This is a genomic window from Vibrio limimangrovi, assembly GCF_054064025.1.
On the sequence record NZ_JBSUGF010000007.1, the window covers coordinates 414,396 to 428,509 of the forward strand.

The 14,114-nt window shown below is 43.4% G+C and carries 14 protein-coding genes; 10 read left to right on the top strand and 4 right to left on the bottom strand.

Annotated features, from left to right (window positions below; translation table 11 throughout):
* The first annotated feature begins 24 nt into the window (after nt 1-24).
* Both ACWYU8_RS09580 and ACWYU8_RS09585 read left to right on the top strand, forming a co-directional pair.
* On the top strand, nt 25-1,083 hold the full coding sequence (locus ACWYU8_RS09580; RefSeq protein ID WP_457519247.1) for an HlyD family secretion protein: 1,059 nt from the start codon (nt 25-27) through the stop codon (nt 1,081-1,083).
* Nucleotides 1,084-1,095: 12 nt separating this feature from the next.
* Entirely contained in the window at nt 1,096-2,133 is a 1,038-nt protein-coding gene (locus ACWYU8_RS09585; RefSeq protein ID WP_457519248.1) for a DUF2955 domain-containing protein, read from the top strand.
* 566 nt (nt 2,134-2,699) lie between these two features.
* Here ACWYU8_RS09585 and ACWYU8_RS09590 read toward each other — a convergent pair.
* Entirely contained in the window at nt 2,700-3,281 is a 582-nt protein-coding gene (locus ACWYU8_RS09590; RefSeq protein WP_457519250.1) for an ATPase, read from the bottom strand.
* A gap of 101 nt (nt 3,282-3,382) precedes the next feature.
* Between ACWYU8_RS09590 and ACWYU8_RS09595 the strand changes: the two genes are divergently transcribed.
* The 4 genes from ACWYU8_RS09595 to secF all read left to right on the top strand — a co-directional run bounded on the left by ACWYU8_RS09595 (nt 3,383) and on the right by secF (nt 7,577).
* The gene (locus tag ACWYU8_RS09595) at nt 3,383-4,051 is read left to right on the top strand and encodes an SH3 domain-containing protein (protein WP_457519252.1); all 669 of its coding nucleotides are present in this window, start codon (nt 3,383-3,385) and stop codon (nt 4,049-4,051) included.
* Nucleotides 4,052-4,184: 133 nt separating this feature from the next.
* Nucleotides 4,185-4,664: a hypothetical protein gene (locus tag ACWYU8_RS09600; RefSeq protein ID WP_457519254.1), complete on the top strand. Its 480-nt coding sequence runs from the start codon at nt 4,185-4,187 to the stop codon at nt 4,662-4,664.
* Nucleotides 4,665-4,833: 169 nt separating this feature from the next.
* Entirely contained in the window at nt 4,834-6,672 is a 1,839-nt protein-coding gene (secD, locus tag ACWYU8_RS09605) for a protein translocase subunit SecD (RefSeq protein ID WP_457519256.1), read from the top strand.
* Nucleotides 6,673-6,674: 2 nt separating this feature from the next.
* On the top strand, nt 6,675-7,577 hold the full coding sequence (gene secF / locus ACWYU8_RS09610) for a protein translocase subunit SecF (protein WP_457519258.1): 903 nt from the start codon (nt 6,675-6,677) through the stop codon (nt 7,575-7,577).
* Between the two features lie 105 nt (nt 7,578-7,682).
* On the opposite strand, the gene ACWYU8_RS09615 is transcribed toward secF, so the two are convergent.
* Nucleotides 7,683-8,303: a LysE family translocator gene (locus ACWYU8_RS09615; RefSeq protein WP_457519259.1), complete on the bottom strand. Its 621-nt coding sequence runs from the start codon at nt 8,301-8,303 to the stop codon at nt 7,683-7,685.
* Between the two features lie 723 nt (nt 8,304-9,026).
* On the opposite strand from ACWYU8_RS09615, the gene ACWYU8_RS09620 reads away from it, so the two are divergent.
* The 4 genes from ACWYU8_RS09620 (at nt 9,027) to phaC (ending at nt 13,213) form a co-directional block, all read left to right on the top strand.
* Nucleotides 9,027-9,767 (top strand): SDR family oxidoreductase, encoded by a 741-nt coding sequence (locus tag ACWYU8_RS09620; protein ID WP_457519261.1) that lies wholly within the window; start codon nt 9,027-9,029, stop codon nt 9,765-9,767.
* A 10-nt stretch (nt 9,768-9,777) separates the two neighbouring features.
* Complete coding sequence (locus ACWYU8_RS09625) at nt 9,778-10,986, top strand: acetyl-CoA C-acetyltransferase (protein WP_457519263.1); 1,209 nt, start codon at nt 9,778-9,780, stop codon at nt 10,984-10,986.
* Between the two features lie 43 nt (nt 10,987-11,029).
* Nucleotides 11,030-11,377 (top strand): phasin family protein, encoded by a 348-nt coding sequence (locus ACWYU8_RS09630; RefSeq protein ID WP_444493301.1) that lies wholly within the window; start codon nt 11,030-11,032, stop codon nt 11,375-11,377.
* A gap of 66 nt (nt 11,378-11,443) precedes the next feature.
* Nucleotides 11,444-13,213, top strand: a complete 1,770-nt coding sequence (gene phaC, locus ACWYU8_RS09635) for a class I poly(R)-hydroxyalkanoic acid synthase (protein WP_457519265.1) — start codon at nt 11,444-11,446, stop codon at nt 13,211-13,213.
* A gap of 158 nt (nt 13,214-13,371) precedes the next feature.
* On the opposite strand, the gene ACWYU8_RS09640 is transcribed toward phaC, so the two are convergent.
* Nucleotides 13,372-13,509, bottom strand: coding sequence for a TIGR02808 family protein (locus ACWYU8_RS09640; protein ID WP_457519267.1), 138 nt, complete (start codon nt 13,507-13,509; stop codon nt 13,372-13,374).
* A gap of 12 nt (nt 13,510-13,521) precedes the next feature.
* Complete coding sequence (locus tag ACWYU8_RS09645) at nt 13,522-14,100, bottom strand: NapC/NirT family cytochrome c (RefSeq protein ID WP_457519269.1); 579 nt, start codon at nt 14,098-14,100, stop codon at nt 13,522-13,524.
* Nucleotides 14,101-14,114 lie beyond the last annotated feature (14 nt).

The window sequence follows — 14,114 nt, forward strand, 5'->3', positions numbered from 1 at the left end:
CCGAATAGAGAGAAGTTGACCCCCATGACTCCAGACCAAAAGTTCGCTCGCTGGATAAAATATTCCTGCGTTACATTTGTCCTTGTTTTTGCTTATTTTCTTATTGCTGACCTGGCAATGCCTCTTACACCGCAAGCAATGGCAACACGAGTGGTGACTAAAATTGCTCCTCGAGTAAGTGGACAAATCACAGAGGTTTACGTAACTAATAACCAAGAAATTCATAAGGGCGATTTATTGTTCCAGATCGATCCGCAGCCGTATCAACTAGAGGTTGAGAAAGCGCAATTGAATTTGGAACAAGTGATTCAGAATAACGCGCAATTAGATGCTTCCATTGCCGCTGCAAAGGCGGATGTTGAAGCAAACAAAATTGTTGCAGAGCAAAAGGTTCGAGAAGCTAAGCGTTTAAATCAATTATTTTACCGTAATGGTACTTCTCAACAGCAGCTTGACGATGCTCAGAGTAATGCTACTGCAGAAAAAGCGAATCTGTTAGCGGCTCGTGCTCGCCTGAAGCAGCTTGAAGTTAGCCGTGGCGATTTGGGTGATGAGAACGTAGATGTTCGCGCCGCAAAGAACCAGCTAAAACAAGCGGAATTAAATCTGTCTTATACACAAGTCGTTGCTGAGCACGATGGGATCGTGGCTAACTTACAATTAGAAGAGGGTACGTACGCATCGGCTGCAAGTCCTCTGGTAGCGTTAGTCTCGGATGATATCGATATCATCGCTGATTTCCGTGAAAAAAGCCTGCGTCACTTTAACCATGACAGTCGCGCATTGGTGGCATTTGATAGATTACCAGGTGAAGTTTTTGAAGCTCGAATCACGAGTATTGACGCAGGTGTAAGTTCTGGTCAGTTTGATGCTGACGGCCGACTTGCTACGCCGACTGAAACTGACCGTTGGGTAAGAGACGCGCAGCGTATGCGTTTGCATTTATCAATTGATGATCCACAAACCCATTCATTCCCTGCTGGTGCTCGTGCAACGGTACAGCTACTGCCTAAGAATACAATCTCTGGCTGGTTTAGTAACCTGCAAATTCATTTTTTGAGCACTTTGCATTACATCTATTAATTAGGAGGTGGTATGAAGTTATGGGACCACCCCATGTCGGAGAATGATCTCCGACAGTGTTTGCGTATCGCAACCGGCGCTACCGTTGGTTTCACCGTGTGTAAACTTTTCGGCTGGAACTACGGTGTCTTTTATACTGTGACGCCTATGCTATTGCTTGGTATGGTGCCAGTAATGAGCTTGCATGCTGCTCGTCAGATGATATTTGCTGCGGTAGTGTGTGGTCTTGAAGTTGGAATACTTGGTGGGCTGTTTGGCGGTCATCCATTTATGATGACATTGATTGCTTTTGGCTTGTTTCTGTACAAATTTGCCTGTATGTCGAAAGGAAGTCTCTTTCTATTTGGTGCAAGCAGTGTACTAAACCTGAGCATCATGCTGCACTTTTCCAGTTATGTTACGACAGATCTAAATGATCTTATCTTTAGTAATCTGGAAGCGAATACTATTTCAGTTCTTGTAGCGTATTTGGTGACGTACTTTATTCCTGATGTAGAGCCTCGCCAGCCACCAGCTAGACCATCTGAGCCAAAGAAAAGCCATCGTATGCGTCATGAGGCACTAATGGGGGCGAGCATTGCGACGCTGTCCTTTTTGGTGTTTCAGATCTTTGATTTGAATGACTCACTGTCTGCGCAGGCGACAACTCTGCTCTTGTTGTTCCCTATGCACTGGAACGGAGCACTTGGCTATGCGCGTAAAAGAGCGATGGGAACACTGCTCGGGGTAACTTTTGGCATTACAACTCAGCTTATTCTCTACGACTGGTCTGGTACTTTATTCTTCGTTGTTCCTTTGCTATGGATAGGCGCGATGATATTCAGCTACATGCATGTCAAAGAATCGAGTGGTTCTGGTGCAGGTTTCGGAGGCTTAACAACCTTAGGGATTTTGTTTGGTCAGTACTTAGCTCCGGATGGTGATTTAATTTTTAGTGCGCTTTACCGAGTGGGCAGCATACTATTCGCAATTGTAGCGACCTTATTGGTGACCTACCTGATACATCGATTATTGAATAGTTTTGAAGCTACACGCTTTGGGCCGCAATAGTCGTAGTGTCAATGACTAGTTGTTTACTATGACTAGTTATTGACTCCGATTGGTATGACACACGTTGCATTGCAGAGAAAACAGTTCCAGCTAAGTTATTGTCATTATCAAAAAGGTTATTGTCATGATCAAAAAAGCGAAGTCTGTTTCCTGACTTCGCTTTATTAATCTTTATAGGTTAAATCGAGACGATTTATTGGTGGTTCTTGTAATGTGATATTTCACAATTTCCAGTGTGTCTATCCACTTTAAATGAGAAAGCGGCTGAATGGTATTCCCTCCCATCACTCCAAATTGTTTCTCCGAAGATTTTACACAGATCCAAATCACTGATTGAACCAAACCTTTTTACATGCCTAACTACTGACAAAAATTTGGCTTTAGTAGTATTAGGTTCATTCCTGTTACTTAATCGATTGATAACCATTTTGTAGCATCATCTCCAGCCAATTGTGACTATATGTTAAACTTTATTAATCGCTAAAGTAACCAATAATTGGTCACAAGTAAAGCATTAATGTGATCTATGTCTCTCTAATTCGTTTGATTAAAATGCAACTAATTGATTATTTCGATGCATGATCAGCAGATGTTGCTTTTTTGTTATTGCCGCTTTTTGCGGCGTTCAATGCGCTTGCCTCGATGTCGTAAATTTTAGCTAAGCCGAGATACTGTACCGACAGGCTGATATAGTCATCGGCAAGTTGATTAGCATTAATTTGATACCACTCTGCGGTAATCTGATTGGCCATCTCATCCGCATTTTTACAACTTTGGGCTAATGTTTCCCAGGCATTGGCCGACCATTTAGATTGTGTACTCAGTTTTGTTAGTGCTTCTGCTTTTTGGCTCAACTCCTGACGATATTTTAACGAGGAGTCCAGTTGGGTTTGGAGCATGTCTCTCCTGGACCTTACGCGCCAAAGTAATGCAAGCTCATCTGGAGAAAACTGCTTCGATAATAGTGGGCGTTGATTATGCTCACTAAGTAATGCGTTGAACACCTTAACATGCTTATTGTAATTTAACTCTAACTGGTTGAATTGGTGAAGATTATCATTCCATGAAGATGGGTTGCACTGCTCATTTGAGTACCCTATTGAAGGAATGATGAAAAGTATCAGTATCCATTTAATCTTATTGATCATTATTTTTCACGTTAGTTAAGCGATTGTATTTATAGTTTATTGCTGGCTACTACTAATAAAGCATCTTTTTGGATGTTTGCCTAAGGAAAAAGGAAACACATATGAAGAAAGCTCTTTTCGCCGTTGCTGTAATCTTGCTCTTTGGCGGGGTTGGCGCTGGTTACTATTTCTTCTTTGTGCAAAAAGATCAACCAGAGCAGGCAACTAAGACCCCGACACCTCAATCACAACAGAGTGATGAAGTCACAAAGCCGATTATGGACTTGGAAGCTGTGCAGCCCGAAATCACAGTATATTATGTTATCAAGCGTCAGTTAGATGTGTATAACAAACCTGACCTTAAGGCTTTGGTTGTTGATACTGTTTACAAAGGGGAAAAAGTTGCCGTACTAGAAAAGAATAATGACTGGTATCGTATCTCCGATTACCTCGTCTATAAAGAAGGCGGTGAGGAAACAGCAGAATGGCTGGATGCCAAAGGGCTTTCGGATGCTGAACCAGTGATGAAAGAGCAAGAGCGTTTGGAAATACTTGATGGTTACTTACAAAAATCAGACGGTTTAAAGGACCATCTGGAGATTTTCCGCGATAAGACACAGCAATTGTTAGACGACAACACCTGTGACCCGGATGATTTCGAAGAACTTGGGGGATGGATTCGTTCTGTGACTTACCAAAAGCGTGAGGTCTACTTCATATACTGTGGCGGTCTGGAGCAAGAGAATAAAATCTACCTGGACACAGGCAGCGGTGAAATATTTTATCGTTAAGCGTCGAAACTTCTCTTGGGACAAATATGGAATCAGAGATTTAGATCTTTTTAGTTGTGATGCCTGGTTAATAGGCATAGTATCAACCGGCTGTGTTAATAAACTCGGCTTATTCTTTTTTTAGTGAGTTTTCATGCCTCTTATTTATTTAAGAAAGTTACTGTTTTTGCTGCTTGCAATGGTATTGTTACCAGTGCATGTTTCAGCAGCGCGTAATGATCAGAGCGCTCACTTACCGTATTTTTCTCAGTTACAACCATTTGTAGCCGCAAGCACAGTACCGGAATCAGACGTTGACCTTTCTCAAGGTTCAGAAGAGTCGACGCGAGCTCCTGTATCTGAAGGTCATGCAAGTTCAGATACGCTGGCTATTTTTGCTTCTCAACGTTGGGGCTCTCATCTGCGTGAGGGGCTGAATGATGACGATGTCGACTTTACCAGCGATCTCACCCCCCCATTTTATGCAGATGTAGGTTACACCTATAGTCTGACAGGCATCAACTGGCGCCAAGTCCAGTCGGTTTTTTATCACCATGCAAGCGAGTATCGTATTTCTGGTTGGAAAGAAACCAATGCGATGTACGTCGCACTCAATAGCCAGTTTTCTGCTTAAACACCATCACTCTGCACAATATGTGCAACCTCAGTACGACAGCTGTATTTATCAGAATAGGTAAATGTTCTGAGCATTCTGTACCCAATATTGGTTCTGGGTAGAAGTTGTCGTGTCTCGAAGCTATTAAATTAAAATCTTCACCAGAGCGTGAAGGGATGATGTTTATATGAATAAAACACCAAAACCGCAAAAAAGTAGAAAATTGCTGAACCATTATTCAGCGTGGAAATATGTAGTGCTCGTCGCGACAGTGATCATTCTCACTTTGAGTGCCATTCCAACCTGGTTTGGCGAGCAGCCATCGATCCAAGTGACGTTTGCCGATCAAGGCAGCGGTTCAATGTCGGTTGTACAGCTCAACCAACTAATGAAAACGAACCATATTCCCGCAGATAAAATCATCGAAATGGACGGGAAAACCACCATCGTTTTTGATAACGAAGACGCGCAAAGTAAAGCGCGTACGCTACTCAATAAAGAGCTGGATAAAGAGGACAGTATAACGTTCTCCTATGTTTCTGTTGCGCCAGAATGGCTGAACGCGTTGGGATTTAATCCAATCAAACTCGGCCTCGATCTTCGCGGTGGTGTGCAATTTCTATTGAATGTTGACGTGGATAAAGCGTTCGAAGAGCAGCGTGATGCATTAATCGATGAGATTAAAGCTGATCTGCGTGAGCAACGTGTACGCGGTGTTCAAGTTCGAGCCGAAAGTGGTAATCGAATTGCTGTTATCAGTGAAAGTGAACAAGCACTCGCTGATGTGAACCAGTTTCTGCGCCAGAATTACCCAGGTTGGGTAGCAAAAAATGCTTCACGTGGATTTGTGCTTGAACCAAGTGAACAAAATATCCAAGAGTTCCAGTCAACCACATTGCAACAAAACCTCAAGATCATGCGTGGTCGTATTGAAGAGTTGGGTATTACAGAAGCTTTAGTTCAGCGTCAGGGCAAGGCAAGTATTCGTATCGAGTTACCCGGTGTGCAGGATCCTGCGCAAGCAAAAAATGTGATTGGCGCTACGGCAAGTTTGGCTTTTTATGAAGTGAAAGACGCAAGTAATGCAGCCAGCAGCCAAGATTTGGTGCTACAGGACAACGATGGTCGCACAGTGACTCTGACTAAACGCCCAGTACTTACGGGTGAACATATTGTCAATGCTCGCGCAGGCGTAGACAAAATGGGCATGTCAGAAGTGAATATCTCGCTTGATCACGCTGGTGGCAAGAAAATGAGCGATTTTTCTGCGACACATATTGGTAAACCAATGGCGACTGTCTATCGTGAATACAAGACCAACGCACGTGGTGTAACTGAGCGTAACGAACGTGTTATTAGTGTTGCGACGATTCAATCTCAGCTTGGCAGCCAGTTCCGTATCACTGGCGCGGGTAGCATGGACGAAGCGCAGCAACTGGCACTTTTACTTCGAGCCGGTTCTTTGACTGCACCCGTGACGATTGTTGAAGAACGTACCATCGGTGCTTCGCTTGGTGCTGAGAACATCCAGAATGGTTTTGCGGCACTCGCATTGGGGATGGGGCTAACACTGACCTTTATGGCACTCTGGTATCGTCGCTTAGGCTGGGTCGCGAACGTTGCTCTGTGTGCGAACATGTTGTGCTTACTAGGGCTCATCGCTCTTCTGCCAGGTGCGGTACTTACATTGCCGGGTATCGCGGGTTTGGTGTTGACTGTCGGTATGGCCGTAGACACCAACGTGATTATTTTTGAACGCATTAAAGACAAAATGCGCGAAGGTCGAAGCTTTGCCCAGGCTATCGATTCCGGCTTTGATAGTGCATTTGCAACCATCCTAGATGCCAATATTACTACCATGATAAGCGCTGTAATTTTGTACGCTATCGGTAACGGTCCAATCCAAGGCTTTGCCTTAACGTTAGGTCTTGGTCTGTTAACCAGTATGTTTACCGGCGTATTTGCCTCTCGAGCAATGATCAACTTAATTTGGGGCCGTGATGCCCGTCGTGATGTGAGGGTTTAATCATGGTCAAAATGCTACAACAAAATATTCGCAAGATTCGTTACTTCACAACACTGGTTTCGTTAATCCTTACGGTGATCGCGATAGCGGCGTTAGGACTGAGAGGGCTAAATCTAGGTCTGGATTTTACTGGCGGAATGGTGACTGAGGTAAAAATCGATAAGCAGTTGACTAACCACGATCTGCTCGAGGTGTTACAGCCTGAATTGGGTGATTCGGCATCCGTGACCCGCTCGGGGGAAGAAGGACGCTGGGTCATCCGATACTCAGTTCCGGAGCAAGGGCAAACATTGCCAAGTGTAGAGGACGTTCTAAAGCCGATCTCACATCAGGTCGATGTAGTGAGTAATAGTATCGTTGGTGCACAAGTTGGCCAGGATCTGTTTGAACAAGGTGGTTTAGCGTTGTTCATTTCGATATTAACCATCTTGGCTTATTTATGTTTCCGCTTTGAATGGCGTTTGGCCAGCGGATCTCTGTTCGCTCTCGCACACGACGTAGTACTTGTATTAGGTTTCTTCGCGCTTACTCAAATGGAGTTTAACCTGACTGTATTCGCAGCGATTTTGGCCATTCTCGGCTACTCTTTGAATGACTCAATTATTGTTTCTGACAGAATTCGAGAGTTATTGATTGCAAAACAGAGCTGGAAAACCGAAGACATCAACGATCAGGCAGTGATTGCAACGTTCTCGCGAACCATGGTGACATCAGGTACCACGCTGATCACGGTGGGCGCTTTATGGCTCATGGGTGGCACGGCGTTGGCTGGTTTTTCTACCGCGATGTTTATTGGGGTGCTTTCTGGCACCTGGTCTTCCATCTCTATCGGTACTGTTTTACCAGAGCGTTTGAAATTGGAACCCAAACATTACTTACCCGTAGAAATCGATACCGCGCCATAATTCGTCTGATACACAAGGATAAACTAAAAGCATCAACTCAGTTTTGAGTGGTGCTTTTAATTGTTCTATCCTTTCGCGTGTTGTGGCGTAAACACTATTTTTCCATTAACTCAATAATAACCAAACACCCACACCCATCATTAACGTACCTGCCACGCGATTCATCACGCGTACATTTTCCGAATGGCCTAAAATCCGTTTTAATCCTTTGCCACCCGTTGCGTAAAGTGACATACAAATGAATTCAAACATCAGGATGATCGAAATTAAAACCGTTAATTGAGGTGCAAGATCGGCATTTTGGTCAATAAATGGTGGCAGAAGTGAAATCATAAAAGCCCAACCTTTTGGGTTCGCAATGGCGGTAACGAAGCCCTGCAAAATCAGATTCCAGTTGCCTTGCGGCAATGTGGTCTGAGTCTCCAAATTGATGGCGAGTTTTCCTCTTGAACGCCACATTTCAATGCCGAGATAAAGCAGATAGGCACCACCAATAAACTTCAACGCAACAAACAGCCAAGGATAGTTAAGCATAATTGCGGCTATTCCCAATACGGCTGATATAGAAACGAGTGCAACGCCAGCCAGCTCTCCGATCATCATCCATAACGTACGGCGATATCCGACACTCATTCCTAAGGTAAGCGCGAGAGTCATACACATCCCGGGCGTAATTGAAACAAAGAAGAAAGTAGGGATGAACATACTAAGCAGTGTCATATTCATAGGTATTTATGGTCAGGTAGTAAAGAAAGATTCACAAAGATAGTGCAAAGCGGGCATGGAATCTACTACAAACTCAAAGACGCCTTAAACTTTATTTTATTGAAGTTAATTAAATATATTAAAGTAAAATACATCATAATTTAATCTACGCGTCATAATAGTGCGTTTGCACCACCAGTGAGCACAATAATATATTTTAATTATTATATTTAAAAATAGAATTAATAATAATTATCCTTAACAACATTTATTCTGGTTTAATTGACGATATTAATGTTTAGTTTTAAACATGGAAAGCGGTTACATATTTAATTTTATGTATTTATTTAGAATTTGTACTCTAAATTTTTATTTTTGAAAGTTTTTATCAATATTAATCATGACCTTGTTCCACTAGTTAACTAAATCGTTGCAATTAATTGTAAGCTAATGATTTTTAGTTAGTTTCTGTTATTTTATAAATCAAAGCTTTAGCCAATATTCCTTTTAAAAACAATATTTTATGTTTTATTAACAATTAATTAACGTTTCAGTGTTTATGAGATCACAATCAATATTATGTAAATAGTTTAATTTTTTATTTGAAATGTAATACTTCTGGATTAACTTAAAATAAAGGGCGTCAAGGGATTTTCGCCAAAAAGATATAAATAAACACGTTAGTTTATAAAGTGGTTCTTACCAAGTTTTGTTTTTTATATTCCGTTAAGAATGGAGTCTTCAATGAATAAAGTCGCTTTGATCACAGGGTCAAAAGGTGGAATTGGTTCCGCTATTTCCTCTCAATTAGTGAATGACGGTTATCGAGTTATCGCTACATACAACACCGGCAACTATGAGTGCGCATTAGAATGGTTTAACAGCAAGGGATTTACTAAAGATCAGGTTCGCCTCTTCGAGCTGGACGTTACTAATACCGCTCAATGTGCTGAAAAATTAGCACTTTTACTTGAAGAAGAGGGAACACTTGACGTTGTTGTTAACAATGCGGGTATCACACGTGATGGTGTATTCAAAAAGATGACTGCAGAGTCTTGGCATGATGTTATCAATACCAACCTCAACAGTTTATTCAATGTGACGCAGCCGCTTTTTTCTGCAATGTGCGAAAAAGGCGGTGGACGTATCATTAATATCTCTTCCGTTAATGGTCTTAAAGGACAGTTTGGTCAGGCGAACTATTCAGCAGCTAAAGCGGGCATGATTGGTTTCTCCAAAGCATTAGCGTTTGAAGGCGCACGCTCTGGTGTCACCGTGAATGTTATCGCCCCAGGCTATACTGGAACACCGATGGTTGAACAAATGAAACCTGAAGTTCTTGAGTCTATTACCAACCAGATTCCAATGAAACGCTTAGCGACACCAGAAGAGATTGCAGCATCCGTTAGCTTCTTAGTCAGTGATGCAGGCGCGTATATCACCGGAGAAACGCTGTCGGTGAACGGCGGTCTTTACATGCACTAAGGATGAGATAATGGAAAAAGTTTATATCGTAGCAGCTAAACGCACACCAATTGGCGCATTTGGTGGAAGCTTAAAAGATACATTGGCTGGTGATCTTGCAGCCGTCGCTATCAAAGGTGCACTGGCTGCAGCAAAACTTGATGGCGATAAGATTGACGAAGTGATAGTCGGTAACGTTGTGAGTGCTGGTCAGGGCATGGGGGTAGGCCGTCAAGCTGCATTATATGCAGGAATTCCAGAGTCAGTCCCTGCATACAGCATTAACATGGTGTGTGGCAGCGGCATGAAATCCGTAATGGAGGCTGTTTCTCACATCCGAAGTGGTGATGCCCAAGTGGTCGTTGCAGCTGGTGTTGAAGTGATGTCTCAAATTCCATTTATCGTGCCAAGTAGCATTCGCGACGGCAACAAAATGGGCAATATGGAACTTAAAGACCTGCTCATCACTGACGGATTAACGGATGTCTATAATCAATACCATATGGGCGTAACCGCAGAAAATGTGGCAAAAGAAGTTGGCATCACGCGAGAGCAGCAAGATGAGTACTCATTAGCTAGCCAACAAAAAGCGATTGCAGCCATTGAAGCTGGTAAGTTCAAGGATGAGATTGTTCCAGTGGAAGTGAAGCAGCGTCGAGAAACGGTTATTTTTGACACTGATGAATATCCAAAAGCAAACGCAACGCTGGAAGGTTTGAGCAAGCTTCGTCCTGCATTTGACCAAGATGGCACGGTAACTGCAGGTAATGCTTCTGGTATCAACGATGGGGCAAGTGCAATTATTGTCGCATCGGAAAGTGCAGTTCAAGCTTATGGTCTGACGCCTATGGCTGAGATTGTCAGCTATGCTCAGTCTGGTATTGATCCAAAAATCATGGGGCTAGGTCCGGTTGAGTCGGTTAATAACGCGCTGAAAAAAGCGGATCTAACCATTCAGGATATTGATGTTTACGAGTTGAACGAGGCGTTTGCTGCTCAAGCACTCGGTGTTATTCATCGGTTGGCTGAAACGAATCAGGTGCCAGTAAGCTCAATTAAAGATAAAGCGAACTTTAACGGCGGAGCTATTGCATTAGGTCATCCGCTTGGGGCGTCGGGCAATCGTATTTTGGTGACTTTAGTCCACGAACTTCATAAACAGGACGCTCAATACGGTGTCGCTTCACTTTGTGTGGGCGGCGGTATGGGGACGGCTGTCATTTTAAGAGCAGTTAATTAGTTTTTAAACGGACATTTTTAATTTTTTATCTAGGAGATAAGCCATGTACACTGATTTCTTTAAAACATTCAGCGATCAAACTGAAAAAACACTTGAACCATACTTGAAGTTCAACAAGCTAGTTACTAAAAATGTGGAAGTTCTGACTGAGCTTCAACTGAACGCGATGCGTACTTACAGCGAAGTAGGTATCAATCAAATGAAAGCGGCGTCAGAAATCAAAGACGTGACTTCACTAACTGCGTTTAATAGCCAGCAGCTAAGCGTTCTTACTAAGCTTTCTCAACAAATGATGGATGACAGCAACAAGCTGCAAGCTATCGCGAAAGAGTTCAAAGACGATGTCGAGAAACTGACTTCGGAAAATCTTAAGACTGTTACTCCAGCGTAATTTGTCCGATTCTCGCCGCCCCTAGTTCCGGGCGGCGTTGTTTTTTCCGAATATAGGAGTAAGACTATGTTTCAACACTTCTTTTCGGACTATCTTGTAAAGCTTCAGGAAACCAATCAACAATGGTGGCATGATTTCGAAGTCAACAAGGCAGTCGTGAATTCTCCTTTGAACAAGGCCATGCAAGAAGTGAACTTTGAGGACACTGCCAAACTGTTTGAACAAGCAGCTAACCAACCTACTGCGATCCTTAAGCTGCAAGCTGAATGGTGGGAGCAACAGTTGCAAATTTGGCAGAATGTTGTTCTGGCAGGTAACCAAACTCAAACAATAGAAGCGGATAAAGGTGACAAGCGTTTCTCGCATGAGTCTTGGCAAAATGAAGCGATGTACAGCTTTATCAAGCAATCCTACCTTTTGTTCAGTAAAACGTACTTGGATACCATCGAGTCTATCGAAGGCTTAGATGAGAAGGCAAAAGAGCGAATTATTTTCTTCTCCCGCCAAGCTATCAACGCCCTCTCTCCATCTAATTTCATTGCCACGAATCCAGAGCTTTTAAAACTGACACTTGAGCAAAACGGTCAAAATTTGTTAGCGGGTTTAGAGCAGTTCAAAGAAGACGTCGAGTCGAGCGCTGATATATTGAAAATCCGCATGACTAATAACAATGCATTCCGCGTGGGTGAAGATGTGGCAACCACTGCCGGCGATGTTGTTTTCAAAAACGAACTGTTTGAATTGATCCAATACCGCCCATTGACAGAGAAGGTCAATGCGACGCCGTTGCTGATCATACCGCCTTTCATCAATAAGTATTACATTCTGGATCTGACCGCGAAAAACTCGATGGTTCGCTGGTTGTTAGAGCAAGGCCACAGCGTATTTATGATGTCGTGGCGTAACCCCGGAGCTGAGCAAGCCGAAGTCGAGTTTGGTGATTATGTAACGGAAGGCGTGGTGAAAGCCGTAGCCGCAATTGAAGATATTACGGGTCAAGATCAAATCAATGCGGCGGGTTACTGCATTGGCGGAACTGTTCTTGCGAGTACGATTGCTTACTACGCGGCTAAGCGCATGAAAAAACGCATCAAGTCAGCCACTTTCTTTACTACTTTGTTGGACTTCTCTCAACCAGGAGAGGTCGGTGCTTATATTAATGATGTCATCATTAGTGCGATTGAGGCGCAAAACAACGCAAAAGGGTATATGGATGGCCGTTCTCTGAGCGTGACGTTCAGCTTGTTACGTGAGAACAGTCTGTACTGGAATTACTATGTGGACAATTACCTCAAAGGTAATAGCCCAGTAGATTTTGACTTGTTGTACTGGAACAGTGACAGCACCAACGTTAGTGCCGCTACCCATAACTTTTTGCTTCGTGAGCTTTATCTTGAGAACAAGCTGGTTGAAGACAAAGGTGTGAAGATTGGTGGCGTGTGGATGGATCTGGATAAGATCAAAATCCCGAGCTATTTTGTCTCCACTAAAGAAGACCATATTGCTCTTTGGCAAGGCACGTACCGCGGTGCATTAAACACAGGTGGTAATAAAACCTTTGTACTGGGTGAATCCGGCCACATTGCAGGTATTGTCAATCCACCCGCTAAGAACAAATATGGTTATTGGCTCAACGATACACTGGAAGATTCGGCCGAGGAATGGCTTAGCAATGCTGAACGTAAAGATGGGTCCTGGTGGACTCACTGGAATGAATGGTTAACCCAATTCAATCCGGAAGACCAAGTGGAACCTTTCCCTGTTGGCTCTGAAAACAACCCTGTGGTAGGTGAAGCACCAGGTCTGTACGTTAAGCAGGTACTGCCAGTGAAATAGCGTTAAGCGGTCATGATTTCCTTAGCATTTAATTTGGCGATACTTTCAGCGGCCTTCTGGGTCGCTTTTTTTTGGGGAGACTATTTTTCATTAGAAGAATGAAAAAGCGCCGAGCTATGCTCAGCGCTGTGTTAACAGAGTGACGTTAACCCTTTGGTCTATGTCTTTTTCTTGTCTTTACCGAGCGACAATATCCACAAAGAGATTGCCGCTACGCCTATAAAGCCGGACAAAATAATCACTGGCATTGCGCTGTATCCAAGGATATGCCAAATCACAGATTCTAAAGTACTCAAAATCAGTTCTCCTTATTGCCAGCCTTCAACGCCATGCATGTCAGGCAGTTTATGGGCGATACCTTTATGACAATCGACACAGGTTTTGTCACCTGAAGCCAACGCCGTCGAGTGTTGATTTGCCGCACGAGAGCCCTGTTGTGAGTAGTCCATGAAATCGAACTCGTGACAGTTACGACATTCTAAAGAGTCATTTTTCTTCATTCGAGCCCATTCGCGCTCTGCCAAATGCCCACGGCGTTCCTGGAATTTCTCTGGCGTGTCGATCGTGCGAAGAACGTAATGAGCAAACAGTTCTTTAGACGCCTGAACTTTACGTACGATTTTATCTGTCCATTCATGAGGAACGTGACAGTCTGAACAAATTGCTCGTACCCCTGATCGGTTCGAATAGTGAATTGTCTCTTTAATTTCAGCAACGATTGGTGCGTGGCAGCCTGAACAGAATTCTTCTGTGTTGGTTGCCTCCATACCTGTGTTAAATGCGCCCCAAAACAGCAGACCACCAGCAAAGCCGAGGAATAAAACTACGCCAGCGGCAGCCTTACTCGGGCTTTTCAGTCTATCCCAAAACGCTTTTAGTATTTTCATAAGTAACCTCTTAG

Excerpts from the sequence above, each read along its gene's own strand:
- ACWYU8_RS09580 (WP_457519247.1), top strand. The coding sequence starts at position 25 with ATGACTCCAGACCAAAAGTTCGCTCGCTGGATAAAATATTCCTGCGTT.
- ACWYU8_RS09585 (WP_457519248.1), top strand. The coding sequence starts at position 1,096 with ATGAAGTTATGGGACCACCCCATGTCGGAGAATGATCTCCGACAGTGT.
- ACWYU8_RS09590 (WP_457519250.1), bottom strand. The coding sequence starts at position 3,281 with ATGATCAATAAGATTAAATGGATACTGATACTTTTCATCATTCCTTCA.
- ACWYU8_RS09595 (WP_457519252.1), top strand. The coding sequence starts at position 3,383 with ATGAAGAAAGCTCTTTTCGCCGTTGCTGTAATCTTGCTCTTTGGCGGG.
- ACWYU8_RS09600 (WP_457519254.1), top strand. The coding sequence starts at position 4,185 with ATGCCTCTTATTTATTTAAGAAAGTTACTGTTTTTGCTGCTTGCAATG.
- secD (WP_457519256.1), top strand. The coding sequence starts at position 4,834 with ATGAATAAAACACCAAAACCGCAAAAAAGTAGAAAATTGCTGAACCAT.
- secF (WP_457519258.1), top strand. The coding sequence starts at position 6,675 with ATGGTCAAAATGCTACAACAAAATATTCGCAAGATTCGTTACTTCACA.
- ACWYU8_RS09615 (WP_457519259.1), bottom strand. The coding sequence starts at position 8,303 with ATGAATATGACACTGCTTAGTATGTTCATCCCTACTTTCTTCTTTGTT.
- ACWYU8_RS09620 (WP_457519261.1), top strand. The coding sequence starts at position 9,027 with ATGAATAAAGTCGCTTTGATCACAGGGTCAAAAGGTGGAATTGGTTCC.
- ACWYU8_RS09625 (WP_457519263.1), top strand. The coding sequence starts at position 9,778 with ATGGAAAAAGTTTATATCGTAGCAGCTAAACGCACACCAATTGGCGCA.
- ACWYU8_RS09630 (WP_444493301.1), top strand. The coding sequence starts at position 11,030 with ATGTACACTGATTTCTTTAAAACATTCAGCGATCAAACTGAAAAAACA.
- phaC (WP_457519265.1), top strand. The coding sequence starts at position 11,444 with ATGTTTCAACACTTCTTTTCGGACTATCTTGTAAAGCTTCAGGAAACC.
- ACWYU8_RS09645 (WP_457519269.1), bottom strand. The coding sequence starts at position 14,100 with ATGAAAATACTAAAAGCGTTTTGGGATAGACTGAAAAGCCCGAGTAAG.